Raw genomic sequence first — 20827 nt, 5'->3', positions numbered from 1 at the left:
TCATGTACACGCAAGCCATGGACCTTGCCCCCAAGGAAGAGGGCAAGGGACTCAAGACGGCCGAGGAACACCAGCTGCAGCAGCGCTTCGACGAGCGCATCGATGCGGGCGAGTTCATCGAGGCGAAAGACTGGATGCCGGACAACTATCGCAAGACCTTGGTGCGGCAGATCAGCCAGCACGCGCACTCGGAGATCGTCGGCATGCTGCCCGAGGGCAACTGGATCGGCCGTGCGCCCACCCTCAAGCGCAAGGCCATCTTGTTGGCCAAGGTGCAGGACGAAGGTGGCCATGGCCTGTACCTGTATGCCGCCGCCGAAACGCTGGGCACCTCGCGCGACCAGATGCTGGACGCGCTGCACACCGGCCGCGCCAAGTACAGCTCGATCTTCAACTACCCCACGCTCACCTGGGCGGACGTGGGCGTGATCGGCTGGCTGGTGGATGGCGCGGCCATCATGAACCAGGTGCCGATCTGCCGCTGCTCTTATGCGCCGTATGCGCGCGCGATGGTGCGCATCTGCCGCGAGGAGAGCTTCCACCAGCGCCAAGGCTACGAGTCCCTGCTGACCATGATGCAGAAGGGCACCGACGCCCAGCGCGCGATGGTGCAGGACGCCACCAACCGCTGGTGGTGGCCCAGCCTGATGATGTTCGGCCCGCCCGATGCCGAAAGCCCCAACACCGCACAAAGCATGCGCTGGGGCATCAAGCGCATCAGCAACGACGACCTGCGCCAGAAGTTCGTCGACGCCACGGTGGAGCAGGCCAAGTTGCTCGGCGTGACCTTGCCCGACCCGGACCTGAAGTGGAACGAGCAGCGCGGCCACTGGGACTTCGGCGCCATCGACTGGAGCGAGTTCTGGCGCGTGGTCAACGGCCACGGGCCCTGCAACAAGGAGCGGCTGGCCATGCGGGTCAAGGCCTGGGACGACGGCGCCTGGGTGCGCGAAGCCGCGCTCGCGCATGCCGAGAAGCAATCGAAGATGAAGGAGGCCGCATGACTGCGCCCAAGAATGAATGGCCGCTGTGGGAAGTGTTCGTGCGCAGCAAGGCTGGCCTGGACCACAAGCACTGCGGCAGCCTGCATGCGGCCGACCCGCAGATGGCGATCCAGCTGGCGCGCGACGTGTACACCCGGCGCCAGGAAGGCACCAGCGTGTGGGTGGTGCGCTCCGACCAGATCGTGGCCTCCGACCCGGGCGACAAGGACATGTACTTCGACCCGATGGAAGACAAGGTGTACCGCCACCCCACCTTCTACGCGCTGCCGTCTGAAGTCGACCACATGTAGGCCCAGACAATGACGCAAAGCATCTCCGTCGGCACCGCGCCAGAAGTGCAATACGTGCTGCGCCTGGGCGACAGCTGCCTCATCCTCGCGCAACGCCTGGGCGAATGGGCCGGCCATGCGCCCATCCTGGAAGAAGACATCGCACTGGCCAACATGGCGCTGGACCTGCTGGGCCAGGCGCGTGCGCTGCTCGCCCATGCGGCGCGGCTGGACGGCCGCGGCCATGACGAGGACCAGCTTGCCTTCCTGCGCGACGAACGCGACTTCCTCAACATGACGTTGGTGGAGCTGCCGCGTGGTGACTTCGGTTTCACCGTGCTGCGCAACCTCGCCGTGGCCACCTGGCTCAAGCTGATGTGGGAGCGGCTGGCCGAATCCTCCGACGCGGAGCTGGCCGCCATCGCCGGCAAGGCGGTGAAAGAGGCGCGCTACCACCAGGAGCACGCCGCCGACTGGGTGGTGCGCCTGGGCGACGGCACCGAAGAGTCCACCCGCCGCATGCATGCTGCGCTGGAGATGCTGTGGCCGTACACCTCGGAGCTGTTTGCCGCTGACGCTGTGGACGAAGCGGCCGCACGCAGCGGCCTCGGGCCCAGCGGCGCCGAGCTGCGGGAGGCCTGGCTGCTCGACATGACCAGCGTGCTGCGCGAAGCGGGCCTGGCGATCCCGGCCGACACACCCTTCGTCAGCGAAGGCAAGCGCGGCCGCCACACCGAGCACATGGGTTACCTGCTGGCCGAGATGCAGTATCTGCAACGCGCCTATCCCGGGGGCGTGTGGTGATCGGGCCGCAGCCCGGCGCGTCGACGCGGGTGCAGCAGGCCTGGCGCGTGCTGGACGGGGTGCTGGATCCCGAAGTGCCGGCGGTGTCGGTGGTGGAGCTGGGCATCGTGCGCGAGGTGCGCGATCACGCCGACGAGCTGGAGGTCGTGCTCACGCCCACCTACAGCGGCTGCCCGGCCACCGAGGTGATCGAAGCCGATGTGCGCAAGGCGCTGGAAGCCGCCGGCCTGGGGCCCATGCGCATGACCTTGCAGCGCGCACCCGCCTGGACCACCGACTGGATCCAGCCGGAAGGCAAGCGCAAGCTGCGTGAATACGGCATCGCGCCGCCGGGGCCGGTGGATGCGTCGCAGGGCACACCGATCCGCATGGTGCGGCGCAACGCCGAGGCGGTTGCCTGCCCACGCTGCGGCAGCGCCAACACCGAGCGCCTGTCCGCCTTTGGCGCCACCGCCTGCAAGGCGCTCTATCGCTGCGTCGCCTGCCGCGAACCCTTCGAACACTTCAAACCGATCTGATGAACCCCCACGCTCACTATCGTTCGCTGCCCCCCGCGGGGGCGCATGCCTCCCTTGGGGCGGCCCGGCGGGAGGCATGATGAGTTCGCTCCATTTCCATCCGCTCAAGGTGCGCGAGGTGCAGCCCGACACCGAGGAAGCGGTGATCGTCTCCTTCGACGTTCCGGCCGAGCTGAAGGACATCTTCCGCTTCCAGCACGGCCAGTACCTCACCCTGCGCACGCTGGTTGGCGGCCAGGACCTGCGGCGCTCGTATTCCATCTGCGCCGGCATGGACGATCCCTGCCTGCGCGTGGGCGTGCGCAAGGTGGCTGGCGGTGCGTTCTCCCAGTGGGTGCACCAGGGGCTGAAGGCAGGCGACACGCTGGAGGTCATGCCGCCGCAAGGCCGCTTCTTCGTGCCGCTGGACCCGGATGCCGAGCGCCACTACCTGGGCGTGGCCGGTGGCAGCGGCATCACGCCCATCCTCTCGATCATGAAGACGGTGCTCGCGCGCGAGCCGCGCAGCCACTTCACCTTGATCTACAGCAACCGCCGCCCGGCGACGACGATGTTCAAGGAAGAGATCGAGGACCTGAAGAACCGCTACCTCACGCGCCTCTCGCTGCACCATGTGTTCACGCAGGAGCATGTGGATGCGCCGCTGTATGCCGGCCGCCTGGATCGCGAGAAGCTGAGCCGGTTCTTCGCCACGGTGGTGGATGCGACGCGCATCGACCATGCGTTCGTGTGCGGCCCGTTCCAGATGAACGACGAGGTGGAAGTGGCGCTGCGCGAGGCCGGTGTGGCCGAGGAGCGCATCCACATCGAGCGCTTCGGCGCACCGCTGCCCACGCCGGCCGACGCGATGAAGCACGAGGCCCGCCCGGAGGACGCCGATGGCGCCCGCGTGGTGATCGTGCGCGACGGCCTGCAACGCGAGATCACCTTCCGCAAGACCGACCCCAGCATCCTGGACGCCGCCGCGGCCGCCGGCATGGACGTGCCGTATTCCTGCAAGTCCGGCGTGTGCTCCACCTGCCGCGCCAAGGTGCTGGAAGGCCAGGTGCGCATGGACCGCAACTTCGCGCTCGAAAAGGCCGAGGTGGAGGCCGGCTTCGTGCTCACTTGCCAATCCCATCCGCTCACCGAGCGCGTGGTGGTGAGCTTCGATGAACGCTGAAACCTGATGGCACGCGGCCGCTCCGCCACCTACGACCAGCAGCGCGACGAGATGCTCGCGCGCGCGGCGCAGCTGTTTGCACAAAGCGGCTACCCCGGAACCTCGATGAATGAGGTGGCCGCGGCCTGCGGCGTGACCAAGCCCGCGCTGTACCACTACTTCCGGGACAAGGACGACCTGCTGGCCGGCATCGCGCAGAACCATATCGACCACCTGGAGGCGATCGTGGCGGAAGTGGGCGCGCTCCAGCTGGCGCCCGAAGCCCACCTGCGCGAGCTGATCCTGCGCTTCGTGCGGGACTATGCCCATTCGCAGCATGAGCACCGGGTGCTCACGCAGGACGTGAAGTTCCTGCCCGCGCCTCATCGCAAGCGGGTGCTCGATGGCGAGCGCCGCGTGGTGGGCGCCTTTGCGGATGCCATCGCCGCAGTGCGGCCGGGCACCGAAAGGGCCGGGCTGCACAAGCCATTGACCATGCTGTTGTTCGGCATGATGAACTGGCTGTTCACCTGGCTGCGCCCGGACGGCGCGCTCACGCACGAGGCCATGAGCGAAGTGGTGGCCGACCTGTTCTTCGGTGGCCTGGCCGCCGTGAAGCTGAAGGCCGCTGCTCCTCGTAAAACCGCGGTGCGCCGGCGCACTGCAACTGCTACGCTGGCCCTGGCCAACGATTCCTCTACAGAAGGAGACATCCCGTGAAGACCTTGTCCCGCATCGCAGCCGCCGCGCTGCTCGCCCTCGGCTCGTGTGCCGCGCTCGCCGACATCACTGTCGGCGTCACCGTGTCCGCCACCGGCCCCGCCGCGTCGCTGGGCATTCCGGAGAAGAACACCCTCACCCTGCTGCCCAAGCAGATCGGCAACGAGAAGGTCAACTACATCGTGCTGGACGATGCGTCCGACACCACCACGGCGGTGTCCAACACCCGCAAGCTGATCGGCGAGAGCAAGGTGGACATCGTGATCGGCTCCACCATCACCCCCAACTCGCTGGCGATGATCGACGTGGTGTCCGAAGCACAGGTGCCCATGATCTCCATGGCGGCCAGCTCGCGCATCGTGGAGCCCATGGACGCCAAGCGGAAGTGGGTGTTCAAGACGCCGCAGAACGACATCATGATGGCGCTGGCGATCGCCTCCCACATGGAGAACGGCGGTGTCAAGACGGTGGGTTTCATCGGCTTTGCCGACGCGTACGGCGAGGGTTGGTACAACGAGTTCAACAAGATCGCCAGCACCAAGGGCCTGACGATCGTGGCCAACGAACGCTACAACCGCACCGACACCTCGGTGACCAGCCAGGTGCTCAAGCTGGTGGCCGCCAAGCCCGACGCGGTGCTCATCGCCGGCTCGGGCACCCCGGCCGCGCTGCCGCAAAAGGGCCTGAAGGAACGCGGCTATGCCGGCAAGTACTACCAGACCCACGGCGTGGCCAACAACGACTTCCTGCGCGTGGGCGGCAAGGACGTGGAAGGCACCTTCCTGCCCGCCGGCCCGGTGCTGGTGGCCACCCAGCTGCCGGCCACCCACCCCACGCGCAAGAGCGCTTTGGACTACATCGCCAAGTACGAAGCGGCCTTCGGCAAGGGCACCGTGTCCACCTTCGGCGCGCATGCCTGGGATGCCGGCCTGATGTTCCAGAACGCGGCCACCGCGGCGCTGAAAAAGGCCAAGCCTGGCACGCCGGAGTTCCGCGCCGCCCTGCGCGACGGCCTGGAAGGCATCAAGGAAATGCCGGGTGCGCACGGTGTGTTCAACACCTCGCCCAACGACCACCTGGGCCTGGACAAGCGCGGCCGCGTGATGGTGAAGATCGAAAACGGCACCTGGAAATACGACAACTGACCGCCATGTGCAGCGCCCGCTTCGGCGGGCGTGTTGTCCAACGCCGCCACAGGACCCCGATGGACTTGCAAATCTCCGCCCTGCTGGCGCAGGACGGCATCGTCAATGGCGCGATCTACGCGCTGCTGGCGCTTGCGCTGGTGCTGGTGTTCTCGGTCACGCGCGTGATCTTCGTGCCGCAGGGCGAGCTGGTGGCGCTGGGGGCGCTGTCGCTGGCCACCTTGCAGGCCGGCCACACGCCGCCCACGCTGTGGCTGCTGCTCGCGCTGGCCGCCGGCGTGTTGCTGGTGGAGCTGGTGCGGCAGCAGCGCGGCCTGGCGGTGGACTGGCCCGTGACCCTGGTGTGGACTCTGTTGCTGCCAGGCGCCGCCGCTTTGATGAGCCTGGCGCTCAAGCCCACCGGGCTGGCGGGCCAGGTGGGCACCACCTTGCTGCTCATCACACCGATGGGGCCGTTGCTGTACCGGCTCGCGTTTCGCCCGCTGGCCGATGCCACCGTGCTCACCTTGCTGATCGCCGCGGTGGCGCTGCATGGCGTGCTGGTGGGGCTGGGGCTGTACCTGTTCGGGCCCGAAGGCTTCAGCACCTCCCGGTTTTCGGAGGCGCGCTTCGACGTGGGCAATGGCATCCAGATCACCGGGCAGTCGCTGGTGGTGGTGGGTGTGGCCGCGGCCTTGTCGGCGCTGCTGTTCGTGTTCTTCGAGCGCAGCATCGTGGGCAAGGCCTTGCGCGCCACCGCGGTCAACCGGGTGGGCGCGCGGCTGATGGGCATCCCCACTTCGCTGGCCGGTGACCTGAGCTTTGCACTGGCGGCGCTGATCGGCGCGGTGTCCGGCATGCTGGTGGCGCCCATCACCACCATCCAGTACGACACCGGTTTCCTGATGGGCCTGAAGGGCTTCGTCGCGGCCATCATCGGCGGCCTGGCGAGCTACCCGCTGGCGATGGCCGGCGCGGTGCTGGTGGGGCTGCTGGAAAGCTTCTCCGCCTTCTGGGCCAGTGCCTTGAAGGAGGTGATCGTCTTCACGCTCATCATCCCGGTGCTGCTGTGGCGCTCACTGCGCAGCCGCCACGTCGAGGAGGACGAGTGATGAGGGCGCGCCACCTCACGCTGGTCGCGGTCGCCCTGCTGGCAGCCGCCTGGGGCTTCCTTCCGCCGTTCACCATCACCCTGCTGTGCTACATCGGCCTGTACGCCATCGTGGCCGTGGGGCTGGTGATGCTCACCGGCATCGCGGGCATCACGTCGTTCGGACAGGCGGCGTTTGTCGGGCTGGGGGCTTATGCCACCGCCTGGGTGTGTACCGCGCCGGCGGCCGGTGCGGCACTGGGGCTGCCCGCAGGCTCGGCGCTGCTGCCCTGGGTGGGGCTGGTGCTGGGGCTGGTGATCACCGGGGTGGTGGCCTGGGCGCTGGGCGCCGTCACCTTGCGGCTGGGCGGCCACTACCTGCCGCTGGCGACCATCGCCTGGGGCCTGAGCCTGTATTTCCTGTTCGGCAACCTCGAGCTGCTGGGTGGCCACACCGGCATCGGCGGCATTCCGCCGCTGCAGATCGCCGGCTGGAGCCTGGGCTCCGGCCGGGTGCTGGGCGGTGTGATCTGGGCCGTGCTGCTGCTGGCGCTGTGGGGCCTGCACAACCTGCTGGATTCACGCGAGGGGCGGGCGATCCGCGCGCTCAAGAGCGGTCGGGTGATGGCCGAGTCCATGGGCGTGGCTACCGCGCGCCAGCGCATCAAGGTGTTCGTGCTGGCGGCCATGCTGGCGGCGGTGTCCGGCTGGCTCTACGCGCACCTGCAGCGCTTCGTGAACCCGACGCCGTTCAACCTCGGGTTGGGCATCGAATACCTCTTCATGGCGGTGGTGGGTGGCTCCGGCCACCTGTGGGGTGCGGTGCTGGGCGCTGCCGTCATCACGATGATGAAGCAGACGCTGCAGGACGTGCTGCCCAGCCTGCTGGGCGCCAGCGGCAACTTCGAAGTCATCGTGTTCGGCATGCTGATGTTGCTGGTGCTGCAGCGCGCGGCGGGTGGCCTGTGGCCCGCACTGGCAGGACAGGCGCGCCGCTGGCTGCGGCAGCCGACCTCGGCGCTGCACGCGGCGCCGTTGCCCCTGTCGCGCCGGCCTTTGCCGGCGCATGGCGAGGTGGTGCTGCAGGCGCAGCAGGTCACCAAGCGATTCGGCGGCCTGGTGGCCAACCAGGACGTGAGCCTGGCGGTGAAGGCCGGCGAGGTGCATGCGCTGATCGGCCCCAACGGTGCCGGCAAGAGCACCTTCTTCAACATGATCTCGGGCGTTGACGATCCCAGCGCGGGCGAGGTCCGGCTGGGCGGCCAACCGATGACCGGCAAACCTTCGCGCGAGTTCGCCCGCCACGGCGTGGGCCGCACCTTTCAGCATGTGCGCCTGCTCAAGGAGCGCAGCGTGCTGGACAACGTGGCGCTGGGCGCGCACCTGCGTGGGCATAGCGGCTGGCTCAAGGCCATGTTGCGGCTGGACCGTGCCGAGGAGGCGGCGCTGCTGAACGAGGCGCGCGTGCAGCTCGAACGTTGCGGCCTGATCGCACAGGCTGGCGAAGCGGCGGGCTCGCTGCCGCTGGGCCAGCAGCGCATCGTGGAGATCGCGCGGGCGCTGGCCGGCCAACCCAGCGTGCTGCTGCTGGATGAACCGGCCGCCGGCCTGCGCCACCTGGAAAAGCGCGCGCTGGCCGAACTGCTGTCGCAACTGCGGCGCGAGGGGCTGGCCATCCTGGTGGTGGAGCACGACATGGAGTTCGTGATGCAGCTGGCCAACCGGGTGACGGTGCTGGAATTCGGCCAGGTCATCGCGCACGGTTCGCCGCGCGAAGTGCAAGCCGACCCGCGCGTGCTCGAAGCCTATCTGGGCGGCGCCGATGCGCTGATCGTGGAAGAAGGGGCGGCGGCATGAGCGTGCTGTTCGAACTCAAGGACTTCTGCGTCTCCTACGGTCCGGTGGAGGCGGTGCACCACGTGGACCTGGCGGTGCGCGAAGGCGAGATCGTCACCGTGATCGGCCCCAACGGCGCCGGCAAGACCACGCTGCTGTCCGCGGCCATGGGCCTGCTGCCCTCGCGCGGGGCGCTGGCGTGGCAGGACGAGCGCCTGCCGCGCGTGACGGTGGAAGCGATGGTGGCGCGTGGCGTCGGCCTGGTGCCGGAAAAGCGTGAACTCTTCGGCGAGATGTCGGTGCAGGACAACCTGCTGCTCGGTGGTTTTGCCCGGTGGCGAGCCGGCCAGCGAGACCAGCGCGCGCGCATGGACGAAGTGTTTGGCATCTTCCCGCGCCTGAAGGAGCGGCGTACCCAGCTCGCGGCCACCTTGTCGGGCGGCGAGCGGCAGATGCTGGCCATCGGCCGTGCGCTGATGGCCTCGCCCCGGCTGCTGATGCTGGACGAGCCCTCGCTGGGCCTCGCGCCGCTGATCGTGCGCGAGGTGCTGCAGGTGGTGGCCGGCCTGCGCGAGCGCGGCGTGGCGGTGCTGCTGGTGGAACAGAACGCACGCGCCGCGCTGCAGATCGCCGACCGGGGCTACGTGCTGGAAATGGGCAGCGTCGCGCTGAGCGGCCCGGCCGGCGAACTGGCGCGCGATCCGCGCATCGTGCAGACCTATCTGGGCCTGGGCGGCGGCAGCGCTGCCACGGGCACCGTGGAACGAATGAAGGAACCCTCATGAACATGCCCTCTCCGCTGCAATTGCAGAGCTTCATCGCCGGCCGCTGGCTGGGTGGCCAACCCGGCCAGGCGCTGGCCAGTGCGGTCAATGGGCAACCAGTGGCACTGACCCATGCCGAGACGATCGACTTCGGCGAGGCGGTGCAGCATGCGCGCCGCGAAGGGGTGAGCGGCCTGCTGGCGCTGGACTTCCAGCAGCGCGCCGCGCGCCTGAAAGCGCTGGCCGCTTACCTCAACGAACGCAAGGAGCAGCTGTACACGCTGTCCATGCACACCGGCGCCACCCGCACCGACAGCTGGATCGACATCGAAGGTGGCACCGGCACGCTCTACGCCTATGCGAGCGTCGGCAGCAACGAGTTGCCCTCGGGCAACCTGGTGCATGAAGGCCCGGCCGTGCCGCTGGGCAAGCAGAACAAGTTCGCCGGCACGCACATCCTGGTGCCGCGCGGCGGCGTGGCGGTGCACATCAACGCCTTCAACTTCCCGATCTGGGGCCTGCTGGAGAAGTTCGCGCCCAGCTTCCTGGCGGGCATGCCGTGCATCGCCAAGCCGGCGACCAGCACGTCGTTCCTCACCGAGGCGGTGGTGCGGCTGATGCACGAGTCCGGCCTGCTGCCTGCGGGCAGCCTGCAGCTGGTGATCGGCAGCACCGGCGACCTGCTGGACCGGCTGGACGGGCAGGATGTGGTCACCTTCACCGGCTCGGCCGACACGGCGGCCAAGTTGCGGGTGCATCCCAATCTCATCCGCCACTCGGTGCCGTTCAATGCCGAAGCCGATTCGCTCAATTGCGCCATCCTCGGCCCGGACGTGACGCCCGATGCCCCGGAGTTCGACCTCTTCGTGAAGGAGGTGGTGCGCGAGATGACGGTCAAGGCGGGGCAGAAGTGCACCGCGATCCGCCGCACGCTGGTGCCACGCGCGCAGCTCGATGCCGTGGCGCAGGCGCTGAAGGCGCGGCTGGCCAAGGTGGTGGTGGGCGACCCGTCGGTGGAGGGGGTGCGCATGGGTGCGCTCGCTTCGCGCAGCCAGCAGGCCGACGTGAGCGAGCGCGTGGCGCGCCTGCTCCAAGGCAACCAGCTGGTGTTCGGCGAACGCGACGGCTTCAGGCCGGTGGGCGAGGGCGTGCGCGAAGGCGCCTTCTTCTCGCCCACGCTGCTGCTGTGCGAGCAGCCGATGACGAACGACGCGGTGCACGACGTGGAAGCCTTCGGCCCGGTGAGCACCTTGATGCCCTATGGCGATTTCGACGAGGCGCTGGTGCTCGCCGCGCGTGGCCGCGGCAGCCTGGTGGCCACGCTGGTGACCCACTCGCCGCAAGTGGCGGCGCAGGCGGTGCCGCGCCTGGCGGCCTGGCATGGCCGCCTGCATGTGCTGGACCGCGAAGCGGCCGCCGAGTCCACCGGCCATGGATCGCCGCTGCCATTGCTGAAGCACGGCGGCCCGGGCCGCGCCGGTGGCGGCGAGGAGCTGGGCGGGCTGCGCGCGGTGAAGCACTACCTGCAGCGCGCGGCGGTACAGGGTTCACCCACCATGCTGACAGCGATCACTGGCGAGTACGTGCGCGGCGGCGCGGTGCGTGAATCGGAGGTGCACCCCTTCCGCCGGCACTTCGAGGATCTGCAGATCGGCGACTCGCTGCTCACGCATCGGCGCACGGTGAGCGAGGCGGACATCGTCAACTTCGGCGGTGTGTCGGGCGACTACTTCTATATGCACTTCGACGAGATCGCGGCCAAGGAAACGCAGTTCGGCCAGCGCATCGCGCACGGCTACTTCGTGCTGTCGGCGGCGGCGGGCCTCTTCGTCTCGCCGGCGCCCGGCCCGGTGCTGGCGAACTATGGCCTGGACACGCTGCGCTTCGTCAAGCCGGTGGCCATCGGCGACACCATCCAGGCGCGCCTGACCGCCAAGCGCAAGATCGACAAGGCCCCGCGCAAGGACCAGGCGCCGCAGGGCGTGGTCGCGTGGGACGTGCAGGTGATGAACCAGCACGGCGAGCTGGTGGCCAGCTACGACATCCTGACGCTGGTGGCCAAGCGCGGCTGACGCGCCGCCCTGGGAACGTTCCCAGCTGGGAATCGACCCAGCTGGCGCGGCGCTGCCCTGCCGCGTTCAATCGCATGAGAGGCCGCGCGCCCGAGCGGCGCCGGCCTGTGATTGATTCGCCAGGGAGAACAGCACATGCGTCCAGAAGACTTCCGCGTCGGCGTCAACCTGTCGCCGCGGCCCAGCGCGGCCGACGACGCCACGGCCGCCGCGTCGGCACAAGCCGCCGCCATCGCCACCCAGCCGCTCAACCCCACGGCGCGCGCCGTCGAGGGCTTTCGCATTGCGGCCAGCACCACGCCGCCCGGTGCCGGCCCCGGCGCCCAGGCCGTCGCCGATGCCGCCGCCAACGCACGCACTGCACTCGCGCGCACCGACCTGCCGCCGCAGCAGGCGCAGCACCTGCGCAACGTGGTGGAGCACCTCGGCAACGCGGTGATCGACGGCAAGATCGATCCGCACATCAACAACCAGTTTCGCGAGCACCTGTACGACCTGGCCACGCAGCCGGCCGGCAGCGACCGGTTCAACGGCGCGATGGCGCAGATGACCCGCGCGGCCGAGGTGCTGGACCGTGTGGAGCTGGCACGCGGCACCCAGCTGGCCTATGACCCCGCGGCCGGGCAGGCCCTGGGCAACAGCAAGCTGCCGCTGCTGGACATCCCCGACATCGACGCCGACCTGTACTTCCAGACGCGCGACGGCACGGTGCACATCGAGAGCACGAAGTACGGCGCCAACACCCTGGCCGACACGCTGGCCAAGGAAGGCAGCAAAACCACCTCTCAGACCAGCCGGCAGGCTGAATGGCAGGCCCGGAGCACGCCCGATGCGCCGCGCGCGACCGGCTTCTACATGTTCGACAAGCAGGCCGACTTCACGGCGCTGCTGGACCCCCGCAATACCGCCCGACTGGAGAAGGCGATCGGCGATGCGGATGCCCGCCGGGTGGTGATCGGCGACCGCGCGTATTCGGTCAACGAACTCAAGCAGATGGGCACCGACGCGGTCGCCAAGGCCAAGACCGAGATGCCGGCCTTCCGCGCCGAATGGGAGGCGCGCAACCCTGGCCAGACTTTCGCGCCGCGCAGCTACTACCAGGAGCACATGAGCACGCCCGAGCGCACGATGGCGGCCTTGGGCAGGCAGTACGGCGAGCCGGTGCCCACCTTGCAGCGGCTGCCCCAGCCGGAGCTGCCCAACATGCGCCAGGGCGCCGCGCTGGGCGGTGCGGCGGCCGGGGTGGTCACCATGATCACGCTGGCCCGCAATGGCGAGCTGAGTTTTTCCAAGGCCGGCGAGATCGCGTCGCACACCGCCAGTGGTGCATTGCTGGGTGCGGCGGCCGCGCAAGGCGAGCGCTGGGTGGCGCCGGTGGTGGACCGCGCCGTCGGGCCAGCCGCCCAGCGCGCGGGTACCAGCGTGGCGACGCGTGTTGCCGGCAGCACCGCGGCCGAAGCCGCCAGCGTGGGTGTGGCCACCCGCACACTGGCCACCCGGGTGGCGGGCTCCACCGCGGTCGGTGTCGTGATCTCGGCCGGCGTGTCGGCCTACGAGAACCGGCAGGGCCTGGCCCGCGGCGACTCCAAGGCGATCGGCAACGTGGCGGCCGACACCACAGTGGGTGCGGCGTCGGTGGCGGCGTCGGTGGCCGCGGGTGCAGCCATCGGCTCGGTGGTGCCGGTGGCCGGCACCGCGGTGGGCGCGGTGGTGGGGCTGGCGGTCGGCGTCGGCGTGGCTTATGGCGCCCACATCTCAGGTGCGCGCGACGCGATTGCCAACACCGTGTCGGGTTGGGCCGACTCGGTGAAGGGATGGTTCTGAGGGGCGCCGTCGCGGGCGGCTACGATGCGGGCCCGCCCTCGTTGTGCCGCCCGCCCGCATGAGCACCCAGCCGCCGCCTTCGCCTTCCTCCGACACACGCACACCGCTGGAGCGGGCCATGCTGCGCTGGCCGCCGCCGGTGTGGCAGCACCTCGACTGGCTGCGCGGCTCGCCGCGCGGGCTGCAGCTGGTGGAATGGCTGGAGGACCCGCTGAAGTACGTGGCGGTGCTGGGCCGTGACGGTTATCGGGGCGCCGTGCTGGCGCTGTTGCAGGCGGCACACTGGCGCGATCTTGCCGCCGCTGGGTTGGCCTCCGACAGTGGGCAACCGCACTACGCCTATCGCGTCGGCAGCCAGTTCAGCGTGCTGGTGACCGACAGCCCGGACGCAGCGCACCGCGCCATCCTGTGGAGCGAGCCGGACTGGCCGGGGACATGTTTGTGGGTCGATGGTGCGGAAGTGGCCCTCGGTGCCGAGACGCCGTCGCCCTATTGCGCCAAGGCCGGCCGCTGGGCCGACGCGCGCTTTTTCGCCGTGGCTGTGCAGGGGCCGATGGACCATCCGGCGCAGGCATTCCCCATCGGCGCAGACCTGGGCGCGGTGATGGGCCTGCTGGTGGTGGATGCCGCACAGGGCCGGCACCATGTGCTGCAACCGTCAGCGAACCAAGCGTGGAGCGATCCTTGGCTGGAGGTGCGCGACGGCAGCTGGCGCATCTACCCGGACCGCGATGCGATGGAGCGCGGTGATGCGCCCGACCGCGTGATCCCGGTCAGCGGGCCGTAGCGCCGGCGCGCCGCGCGCGCACCGCCTGCGCCAACTGCACCAGCACCGGCTCGGTCTGCGCCCAGCCAATGCAGGCGTCGGTGATGGAGACACCACGCTGCAGCGCCACGCCGGGTTTCAAGTCCTGGCGGCCCTCGTCCAGATGGCTTTCGATCATCACGCCGACGATGCGGTGCTCGCCGTGGCTGATCTGCTGTGCCAGGTCGGCGGCCACCTCGATCTGCTTGCGGTGCTGCTTGCTGGAGTTGGCGTGCGAGCAGTCCACCATCACCTGCTCGCGCAGGCCGGCCTTGCGCAGCACGGCGCAAGCCGCTTCGATGGCGGCGGCATCGTAGTTGGGCGCCTTGCTGCCGCCGCGCAGGATCACATGGCCGTCGTCGTTCCCGCGGGTTTCGAAGATGGCGGCCTGGCCCATCTTGGTCATGCCCATGAAGGCATGGCTCGCACGAGAGGCCACCAGCGCGTCGGCCGCGATCTGCACGCCGCCGTCGGTGCCGTTCTTGAAACCGATGGGGCAGCTCAGGCCCGAGGCCAGCTGGCGATGGCTCTGGCTCTCGGTGGTGCGCGCGCCGATCGCGCCCCAGGCGATCAGGTCGGCGATGTACTGAGGGCTCAGCAGGTCCAGGAACTCGGTGCCCGTGGGCAGGCCGAGCTCGGTGATCTCCAGCAGCAGCTGGCGCGCGCGGCGCAGGCCTTCGTTGATGCGGAAGCTGCCGTCCAGGCGCGGGTCGTTGATGTAGCCCTTCCAGCCGACGGTGGTGCGTGGCTTCTCGAAATACACCCGCATCACGATGAGCAAGTCGTCCTTCAGCGCGGTGGCCGCTTGCCGCAGCAGCCGGGCGTAGGCGATCGCCTGCTCGTGGTCATGGATGGAGCAGGGGCCCACCACGGCGATCAGGCGGTCGTCGCGGCCGTGCAGCACATCGGCGATGGCCGCGCGGCAGCGCTCCACCAGGGCCTGCGCGGTTTCCGGTACCGGCAGTTCGTCCTGCAGCAGCGCGGGTGAGATGAGGGGCCGCACCGCCCGGATGCGCACGTCGTCGATGCGCGTGGTGTCGCGGGTGGAGTCGGCAGAGCCGACTTCGCGGTCGTGCAGGGGGTCGTCGATGGCGGGGGTCATCAGAATCAATGCCGTTGGTCTTCGGGCGGCGTGTCGGGAGTTTCGTCGTCCTCCGACGGCCGGGTGGGCACGCGGTAGCTTTCGCTGGCCCAGGCGCCCAGGTCCAGGCTGCGGCAGCGCTCGCTGCAGAAGGGCCGCCAGCGGTTCTGCGGGCTGAAGGGCGTGAGCGTGCCGCAATGGGGGCAGGGCACCTGCTTCACCGGGCGGGTGGGGTCAGTGGCCATGGTGTCAGGCGCAGAGCGTCAACTCGAAGCTGCAGTCCTCGGTGACCGGCTTGAGCCGCCCTTCGGCGTCGCTCTTCATGAAGCGGATGGACACCATCAACCGGTGGCCGCTGATCTCCGGCACCAGCCCGTCCTCGGGATTCAGCTTCACCCGCAGCAGGTGGTACTGCTTGCCCTGCGGAAGGCTCTGCTGGTACTGGCCGCCAGGGGCCACGGCCCGGTGCGGCACGCCTGCGTCACGCAGCAGGCCCAGCAGCACGGTGAGGCCCTCTGCCAGCGGCGTGAGCGTGCTGATCCATTGCAGCAGGTCCGCCCGGCGGCGCGTGGCGGGCAGCTGCTGCCAGGCGTAGTAGGAGGGCAGGTCGAACTCGCAGGTGCCGCCCGGAATGCTGATGCGGCTGCGGATGCTCATCAGCCACTCGTTGGTGGTGAGCGTGTGGCCCGCCTTGCCCTGCAGCGCGTTGACGCCGTTGAACGCGTGGTCGATGCGGCCCACGATCTCGTCGAGCGCCGCCTCGGAAATGGCGGGGTTGCCGCGGTAGGCATTGAGCTGGTTCTTGTGGCGCTCCAGCTCCTTCATCAGGTCCGACTTCAGGTCGGCGCGCGAGGCGACGTCGATGATTTCGAAGATGGTTGCGAGCGCGAAGTGGTGGTCGACCGCAGCGTCGCGGGCGATCAGCTGGCCGAGCCGGTCGAACAGGTGCTCCAGCCGCAGCATCGTGCGGATGCTCTCGTTGAACGGGTATTCGTAGCGGACCACGGCGGCTTCTCTCGTGAAACATCCGCGACGAACGCCGCGGAAGCCGTGGATTGTTCCACAGCGCTTCAGCAGGGATGCAAGCAGCCGTCTACCGAGTGCCCCAGACCTGCCGCTGCGCGTCAGGGCCCGCGAGGGGGCGAGGAAACTTCGGAGGGGCCCGGCGTTTCCATGAGGGGCGGCAGCCAGTGCGCCCACACGGCGGCCACCTCAGCCTGCAGTTGCGCCAGGCTGAGCGCTTCGTTGTGGATGATGGCGTCGGCGATGGCGCGGCGCGTGGCGCGCGGCGCCTGCTGTGCAATGACCCGCCGCACCGCATCTTCGGTCCAGCCGGAGCGCTGCATCACGCGCTGCACCTGGGTGGTTTCGGCGCAGTCGACCACCAGGATCCGGTCCACGCGCTGGCGCCAGTGGCCGGACTCGGTGAGCAGCGGCACGTCGAAGACGATGGGGTGCTGCGCCGCCGCTTCGGCGCGCCGGCTGCATTCTTCGCCGATCAGGGGGTGCAGGATGCTTTCGAGGCGGCGGCGATGGGCGGCATCGGCGAACACCAAGGTGCGCATCTGCTCACGGTCGAGGGCGCCATCGGCACCGATGACGGCCTCACCGAAGGCTTGGGCCAGCGCCGGCAGGGCCCCACCACCCGGCAAGGTGAGTTCACGTGCGATGGCGTCGGTGTCCACCAGCACCGCGCCCAGCTGGACCAGCACCGCCGCCACGGTGCTCTTGCCACTTCCGATGCCGCCGGTCAGGCCGATGCGCGGCGGGCGGAACACGGAGGCCGCCCCGCCGTGCGGTGCGCTGCGGCTCATCGCCTCACCAGCCGAGCCAGCCCAGCACGCGCGGTTCGCCGAGCAGCAGCACGGCAATGCCGGCGCCGGCCAGGAACGGACCGAAGGGCACGTAACGGCCCTCACGCAGGGACTGGTTCATCTTCATCGCGATGCCGACCACCGCGCCGATGATGGACGCCCCCAGCAGGATGGGCACGATCATCTGCCAGCCCAGCCAGGCGCCGAGCGCGCCCATGAGCTTGAAGTCGCCGAAGCCCATGCCCTCCTTGCCGGTGGTGAGCTTGAACAGCCAGTACACCGACCAGAGGGAGAGGTAACCCGCCACGGCGCCCCACAGTGCAGCCGGCAACGGCAGCGCGACCCAGCCGAGTGCGCTGGCGATCAGGCCGGCCCACAGCAACGGCAGGGTAAGCAGGTCGGGCAACACGGTGGTGTCCCAGTCGATGCCGGCCAGTGCCACCAGCACGGCAACCACCCCGCACCAGAGCAGCGTTGCCGGCTGCGGGCCGAAGCGCCACGCCACCCCGGCGAACAAGGCGGCGGTCAGCAGCTCCACCAGCGGATAGCGGGCAGAGATGCGTGCCCCGCAGGCGGAACAGCGGCCCTTGAGCCGCAGCCAGCTCAGCAGCGGAATGTTTTCGTGCCACTTGATCTGGTGGCCGCACGCCGGGCAGCGCGAAGCGGGCTTGGCGAGCCCCAGGCGTGGCAGGGCCGTGATAGCGCCGGACAGCGCCTCACTGCTGCGCTGCAACTCAGCGGCGGGTTTTGCCTTGCTGCCGAACACACGCCGCCAGGATTCAAGATCAGCCAGCTGATGCGCCACATCCTGCCACCACTGCCGCTCCAGCATCAGCGGCAGACGGTGGATGACGACGTTCAGGAAACTGCCGACGCACAAGCCCAGCAGGGCGAGAACGGGGATGGACAGCCAGACATCGGAGGGTACAGAACCGGACATCTTCGATCAGACCACCGCACCGAGCTTGAAGATTGGCAGGTACATCGACACGACGATGCCACCGATCAGCACACCCAGGATCACGATGATGAAGGGCTCCATCAGGCTGGACAGGCCCTTGACCATTTCATCGACCTCGTCCTCGTAGAACTCTGCCGCCTTGGCCAGCATGTGGTCCAACGAGCCGGATTCCTCCCCGATCGCGGCCATCTGAAGCACCATGGTGGGGAACACGCCTGTGCTTTGCATGGACGTCGTGAGCGCCGAGCCAGTCGACACATCCCGCTGGATCTGCTCGGTGGCATCGGAATACACCGCATTGCCCGAGGCACCACCCACCGAGTCAAGCGCTTCCACCAGCGGCACGCCGGCCGCGAACATGGTGGACAAGGTGCGCGTCCAGCGGGCGATCACGGACTTGTTGATCAGGTCGCCAAACACGGGAATCTTGAGCAGCAGGCGGTCCATGGTCTTCTGCATCTTCTCGGAACGTTTCCAGCTCTGGAAGAAGAAGTAGCCACCGCCGCCCAGGATGCCGAAGATCAGCCACCAATAGGCGACGAAGAACTTCGACATCGCAATCACCATCAAGGTGGGCGCTGGCAATTCGGCACCGAAGTTCTTGAACACGTCCTCGAAGGCCGGGATCACGAAGATCATGATCACCGTCAGCACGATGAAGGCGACAATCATCACCGCGATCGGATAAGTCAGCGCCGACTTGATCTTGTTCTTCAGCGCCATGGTCTTTTCCTGGTACATCGCCAGGCGGTCCAGCAGCTGTTCCAGGATGCCCCCGGCCTCGCCGGCTTCGATCAGGTTGCAGTAGAGCGCGTCGAAGTACAGCGGGTGCTTGCGGAAGGCCGCCGACAGGCTGGTACCGGTCTCCACGTCGGAGCGGATGTCGTTCAACAGCCGCGTCATCTTGGGGTTGGTGCTGCCGCGCGCCACGATGTCGAAGGCTTGCAGCAGCGGCACGCCGGCTTTCATCATGGTGGACAGCTGCCGGGTAAAGATCGCGATGTCCTTCTGCTTGATGGACTTGCCGCCCGAGAGCTTGCGCTTCTTGACCTTCGTGACCCGGATGCCCTGGCGGCGCAGGGTCGCGCTGACCGCGGCTTCGCCGCCGGTGCGCAGCTCGCCACGTACCACCTTGCCGTTCTTGTCCTTGCCTTCCCATTCGAAGACGAACTCTTTGCCGTCGCGAGATAGTGCTGCTGTAGCCATATGAGCCTCCGGAAGGAGCCTTCCCTAACGCGTTGTTGTGCCGATCGCCCTGGTCACTCGTTGGTGCAGGTGATCACTTCTTCCAGTGTGGTGACGCCCAGCTTCACCTTGACCAGCCCGAACTGACGCAGGTCACGCACGCCTTCCGCCTGGGCCTGCTGCGCGATGTCCATGGCGGTGCCTTCGGAGAGGATGATGCGCTGTATCGCTTCGGTGACGGGCATCACCTGGTAGATGCCGACGCGGCCGCGATAGCCGTTGCTGCAGGAGCCGCAGCCGACCGCACGATAGAGCTTCAGGCCACTATCCAGGTCTTCGTCCTTGAAGCCGGCGCGCTTGAGCGATTCCCGCGGGTATTCGGCCGGCGTCTTGCAGTTCTCGCACAGGCGCCGCGCCAGGCGCTGGGCGGTGATCAGCAGCACGCTGGAGGCGATGTTGAAGGGCGCCACGCCCATGTTCAACAACCGGGTCAGCGTGGTGGGCGCGTCGTTGGTGTGCAGCGTGGACATCACCATGTGGCCGGTCTGCGCGGCCTTGATCGCGATGTCAGCCGTTTCCAGGTCGCGGATCTCGCCGACCATGATGATGTCCGGGTCCTGGCGCAGGAACGACTTCAGCGCGGCCGCGAAGGTCAGGCCCGCTTTGTCGTTCACGTTGACCTGGTTGATGCCCGGCAGGTTGATTTCCGCGGGGTCTTCCACAGTGGAGATGTTCACGCCCGGCTGGTTCAGGATGTTCAGGCAGGTGTAGAGCGACACCGTCTTGCCCGAGCCAGTGGGGCCGGTGACCAGCACCATGCCGTACGGCCGCTGGATGGCATGCATCAGCCGTTCTTTTTCGATCTTCTCGTAGCCCAGCGCATCGATGCCCAGCTTGGCGCTCGAGGGGTCGAGGATACGGATCACGATCTTTTCGCCGAACAGCGTGGGCAGGGTGCTGACGCGGAAGTCGATCGCCTTCTGGCCGAACTTCAGCTTCATGCGGCCGTCCTGCGGCACGCGTTTTTCGGAGATGTCCAGCCGGCTGATCACCTTGATGCGCGACGCCAGCTTGTCCTTGATGGCGATCGGCGGCTGGGTGATCTCGCGCAGCTCGCCGTCCACCCGGAAGCGCACCCGGTAGTGGTATTCGTAAGGCTCGAAGTGCAGGTCGGAGGCGCGTGCGTTGATCGCGTCGATCAGCATCTTTTGCAGGAAGCGCACAACCGGCGCATCTTCGACCTCCGCAGTCGCGTCGCTGTTGTCCTGGGCGCTCGTGTCCTCTTCGGTGACGTCGAACTCGAAATCGCCGGAGGTGAGCGATTCCAGCGATTCGGTGGCGGAGCTGGCTTGTGATTCCAGCCGCTTGGAGAGCTTGTCGTATTCGACGATCACCCACTCAGGCGACAGCTGGGTGGCGAACTTGATCCGCTCCACGGCCTCCTGGTCGGTGGGGTCGGCGCCGCCGATGAACAGCCGGTTGCCGCGCTTGCCCAGCACCAGGACCTGGTACTGCTGTGCCAGCTTGGTGTCGATGATGTCGCGCGGCAGGCGCTCGAGGTCCACCGCGCTCAGGTCGAGCAGCGGGACCGCCAGTGCGCTGGACAGCGTGTGCGCCAGGTCGAAGGGCGTGACGGCACCCGCACCGATGACGGCCGAGACGAAGCTGGCGCGCCGCTCCTTGGCGCTCTTGACCAGATCCTCAGCTGTCTTGGAGTTCAGCTTCCCGGCATGCACCAGCACCCGGGCCACGCCCGAGAGGGAAGATGAAGGTGCTTCGGTGAGCGTGTCCACGGGAAGTCAGTTCGCCATATGA

At 68.3% G+C, this 20827-nt stretch carries 20 protein-coding genes; 13 read left to right on the top strand and 7 right to left on the bottom strand.

Going from position 1 to position 20827, the window contains the following annotated elements; all coding sequences use genetic code 11:
- The first annotated feature begins 2 nt into the window (after positions 1-2).
- The 13 genes from paaA to VPH43_RS02230 all read left to right on the top strand — a co-directional run bounded on the left by paaA (position 3) and on the right by VPH43_RS02230 (position 13953).
- Positions 3-1004: a 1,2-phenylacetyl-CoA epoxidase subunit PaaA gene (paaA, locus tag VPH43_RS02290; RefSeq protein WP_328576024.1), complete on the top strand. Its 1002-nt coding sequence runs from the start codon at positions 3-5 to the stop codon at positions 1002-1004.
- Positions 1001-1294 carry a 1,2-phenylacetyl-CoA epoxidase subunit PaaB gene (gene paaB, locus VPH43_RS02285; RefSeq protein WP_328576023.1) on the top strand — a complete coding sequence of 98 codons (294 nt, stop codon included), beginning with the start codon at positions 1001-1003 and terminating at the stop codon, positions 1292-1294. Before paaA ends, paaB begins: the two co-directional genes overlap by 4 nt.
- A 9-nt stretch (positions 1295-1303) precedes the next feature.
- Positions 1304-2077 carry a 1,2-phenylacetyl-CoA epoxidase subunit PaaC gene (gene paaC / locus VPH43_RS02280; protein WP_328576022.1) on the top strand — a complete coding sequence of 258 codons (774 nt, stop codon included), beginning with the start codon at positions 1304-1306 and terminating at the stop codon, positions 2075-2077.
- Positions 2074-2595, top strand: coding sequence for a 1,2-phenylacetyl-CoA epoxidase subunit PaaD (gene paaD / locus VPH43_RS02275; RefSeq protein ID WP_328576021.1), 522 nt, complete (start codon positions 2074-2076; stop codon positions 2593-2595). Before paaC ends, paaD begins: the two co-directional genes overlap by 4 nt.
- Positions 2596-2674: 79 nt before the next feature.
- Positions 2675-3757, top strand: coding sequence for a 1,2-phenylacetyl-CoA epoxidase subunit PaaE (gene paaE, locus VPH43_RS02270; RefSeq protein ID WP_328576020.1), 1083 nt, complete (start codon positions 2675-2677; stop codon positions 3755-3757).
- Positions 3758-3763: 6 nt separating this feature from the next.
- Entirely contained in the window at positions 3764-4456 is a 693-nt protein-coding gene (locus VPH43_RS02265) for a TetR/AcrR family transcriptional regulator (RefSeq protein ID WP_328576019.1), read from the top strand.
- Positions 4453-5601 carry an ABC transporter substrate-binding protein gene (locus VPH43_RS02260; RefSeq protein WP_328576018.1) on the top strand — a complete coding sequence of 383 codons (1149 nt, stop codon included), beginning with the start codon at positions 4453-4455 and terminating at the stop codon, positions 5599-5601. The genes VPH43_RS02265 and VPH43_RS02260 overlap by 4 nt, the downstream gene beginning before the upstream one ends.
- A gap of 59 nt (positions 5602-5660) precedes the next feature.
- Positions 5661-6692, top strand: a complete 1032-nt coding sequence (locus tag VPH43_RS02255) for a branched-chain amino acid ABC transporter permease (RefSeq protein WP_328576017.1) — start codon at positions 5661-5663, stop codon at positions 6690-6692.
- Complete coding sequence (locus VPH43_RS02250; protein ID WP_328576016.1) at positions 6692-8527, top strand: branched-chain amino acid ABC transporter ATP-binding protein/permease; 1836 nt, start codon at positions 6692-6694, stop codon at positions 8525-8527. Before VPH43_RS02255 ends, VPH43_RS02250 begins: the two co-directional genes overlap by 1 nt.
- Positions 8524-9291 carry an ABC transporter ATP-binding protein gene (locus tag VPH43_RS02245; protein ID WP_328576015.1) on the top strand — a complete coding sequence of 256 codons (768 nt, stop codon included), beginning with the start codon at positions 8524-8526 and terminating at the stop codon, positions 9289-9291. Before VPH43_RS02250 ends, VPH43_RS02245 begins: the two co-directional genes overlap by 4 nt.
- Entirely contained in the window at positions 9288-11342 is a 2055-nt protein-coding gene (gene paaZ, locus VPH43_RS02240; protein WP_328576014.1) for a phenylacetic acid degradation bifunctional protein PaaZ, read from the top strand. The genes VPH43_RS02245 and paaZ overlap by 4 nt, the downstream gene beginning before the upstream one ends.
- A 135-nt stretch (positions 11343-11477) precedes the next feature.
- Entirely contained in the window at positions 11478-13166 is a 1689-nt protein-coding gene (locus VPH43_RS02235) for a hypothetical protein (protein WP_328576013.1), read from the top strand.
- Between the two features lie 118 nt (positions 13167-13284).
- Positions 13285-13953 carry a hypothetical protein gene (locus VPH43_RS02230; RefSeq protein WP_328576012.1) on the top strand — a complete coding sequence of 223 codons (669 nt, stop codon included), beginning with the start codon at positions 13285-13287 and terminating at the stop codon, positions 13951-13953.
- On the opposite strand, the gene VPH43_RS02225 is transcribed toward VPH43_RS02230, so the two are convergent.
- The 7 genes from VPH43_RS02225 to pilB form a co-directional block, all read right to left on the bottom strand.
- Positions 13940-15073: a 3-deoxy-7-phosphoheptulonate synthase gene (locus VPH43_RS02225; RefSeq protein WP_328576011.1), complete on the bottom strand. Its 1134-nt coding sequence runs from the start codon at positions 15071-15073 to the stop codon at positions 13940-13942. The two genes, VPH43_RS02230 and VPH43_RS02225, sit on opposite strands and share 14 nt — an antisense overlap.
- A 5-nt stretch (positions 15074-15078) precedes the next feature.
- Entirely contained in the window at positions 15079-15297 is a 219-nt protein-coding gene (locus VPH43_RS02220) for a DNA gyrase inhibitor YacG (RefSeq protein WP_328576010.1), read from the bottom strand.
- 4 nt (positions 15298-15301) lie between these two features.
- Positions 15302-16057 (bottom strand): cell division protein ZapD, encoded by a 756-nt coding sequence (gene zapD / locus VPH43_RS02215; protein WP_328576009.1) that lies wholly within the window; start codon positions 16055-16057, stop codon positions 15302-15304.
- Between the two features lie 119 nt (positions 16058-16176).
- The gene (coaE, locus tag VPH43_RS02210; protein WP_328576008.1) at positions 16177-16866 is read right to left on the bottom strand and encodes a dephospho-CoA kinase; all 690 of its coding nucleotides are present in this window, start codon (positions 16864-16866) and stop codon (positions 16177-16179) included.
- Positions 16867-16870: 4 nt separating this feature from the next.
- Positions 16871-17806 carry a prepilin peptidase gene (locus VPH43_RS02205; protein ID WP_328576007.1) on the bottom strand — a complete coding sequence of 312 codons (936 nt, stop codon included), beginning with the start codon at positions 17804-17806 and terminating at the stop codon, positions 16871-16873.
- 6 nt (positions 17807-17812) lie between these two features.
- Positions 17813-19033: a type II secretion system F family protein gene (locus VPH43_RS02200; protein WP_328576006.1), complete on the bottom strand. Its 1221-nt coding sequence runs from the start codon at positions 19031-19033 to the stop codon at positions 17813-17815.
- Between the two features lie 53 nt (positions 19034-19086).
- Complete coding sequence (gene pilB / locus VPH43_RS02195) at positions 19087-20805, bottom strand: type IV-A pilus assembly ATPase PilB (RefSeq protein WP_328576005.1); 1719 nt, start codon at positions 20803-20805, stop codon at positions 19087-19089.
- Between the last annotated feature and the right edge of the window lie 22 nt (positions 20806-20827).

It is taken from the genome of Ideonella sp. BN130291 (genome assembly GCF_036231905.1).
GTDB lineage: Bacteria > Pseudomonadota > Gammaproteobacteria > Burkholderiales > Burkholderiaceae_C > CAMLIZ01.
Note: the sequence above shows the minus strand (reverse complement) of the source record. Positions and strands in the feature narration are given on the sequence as shown.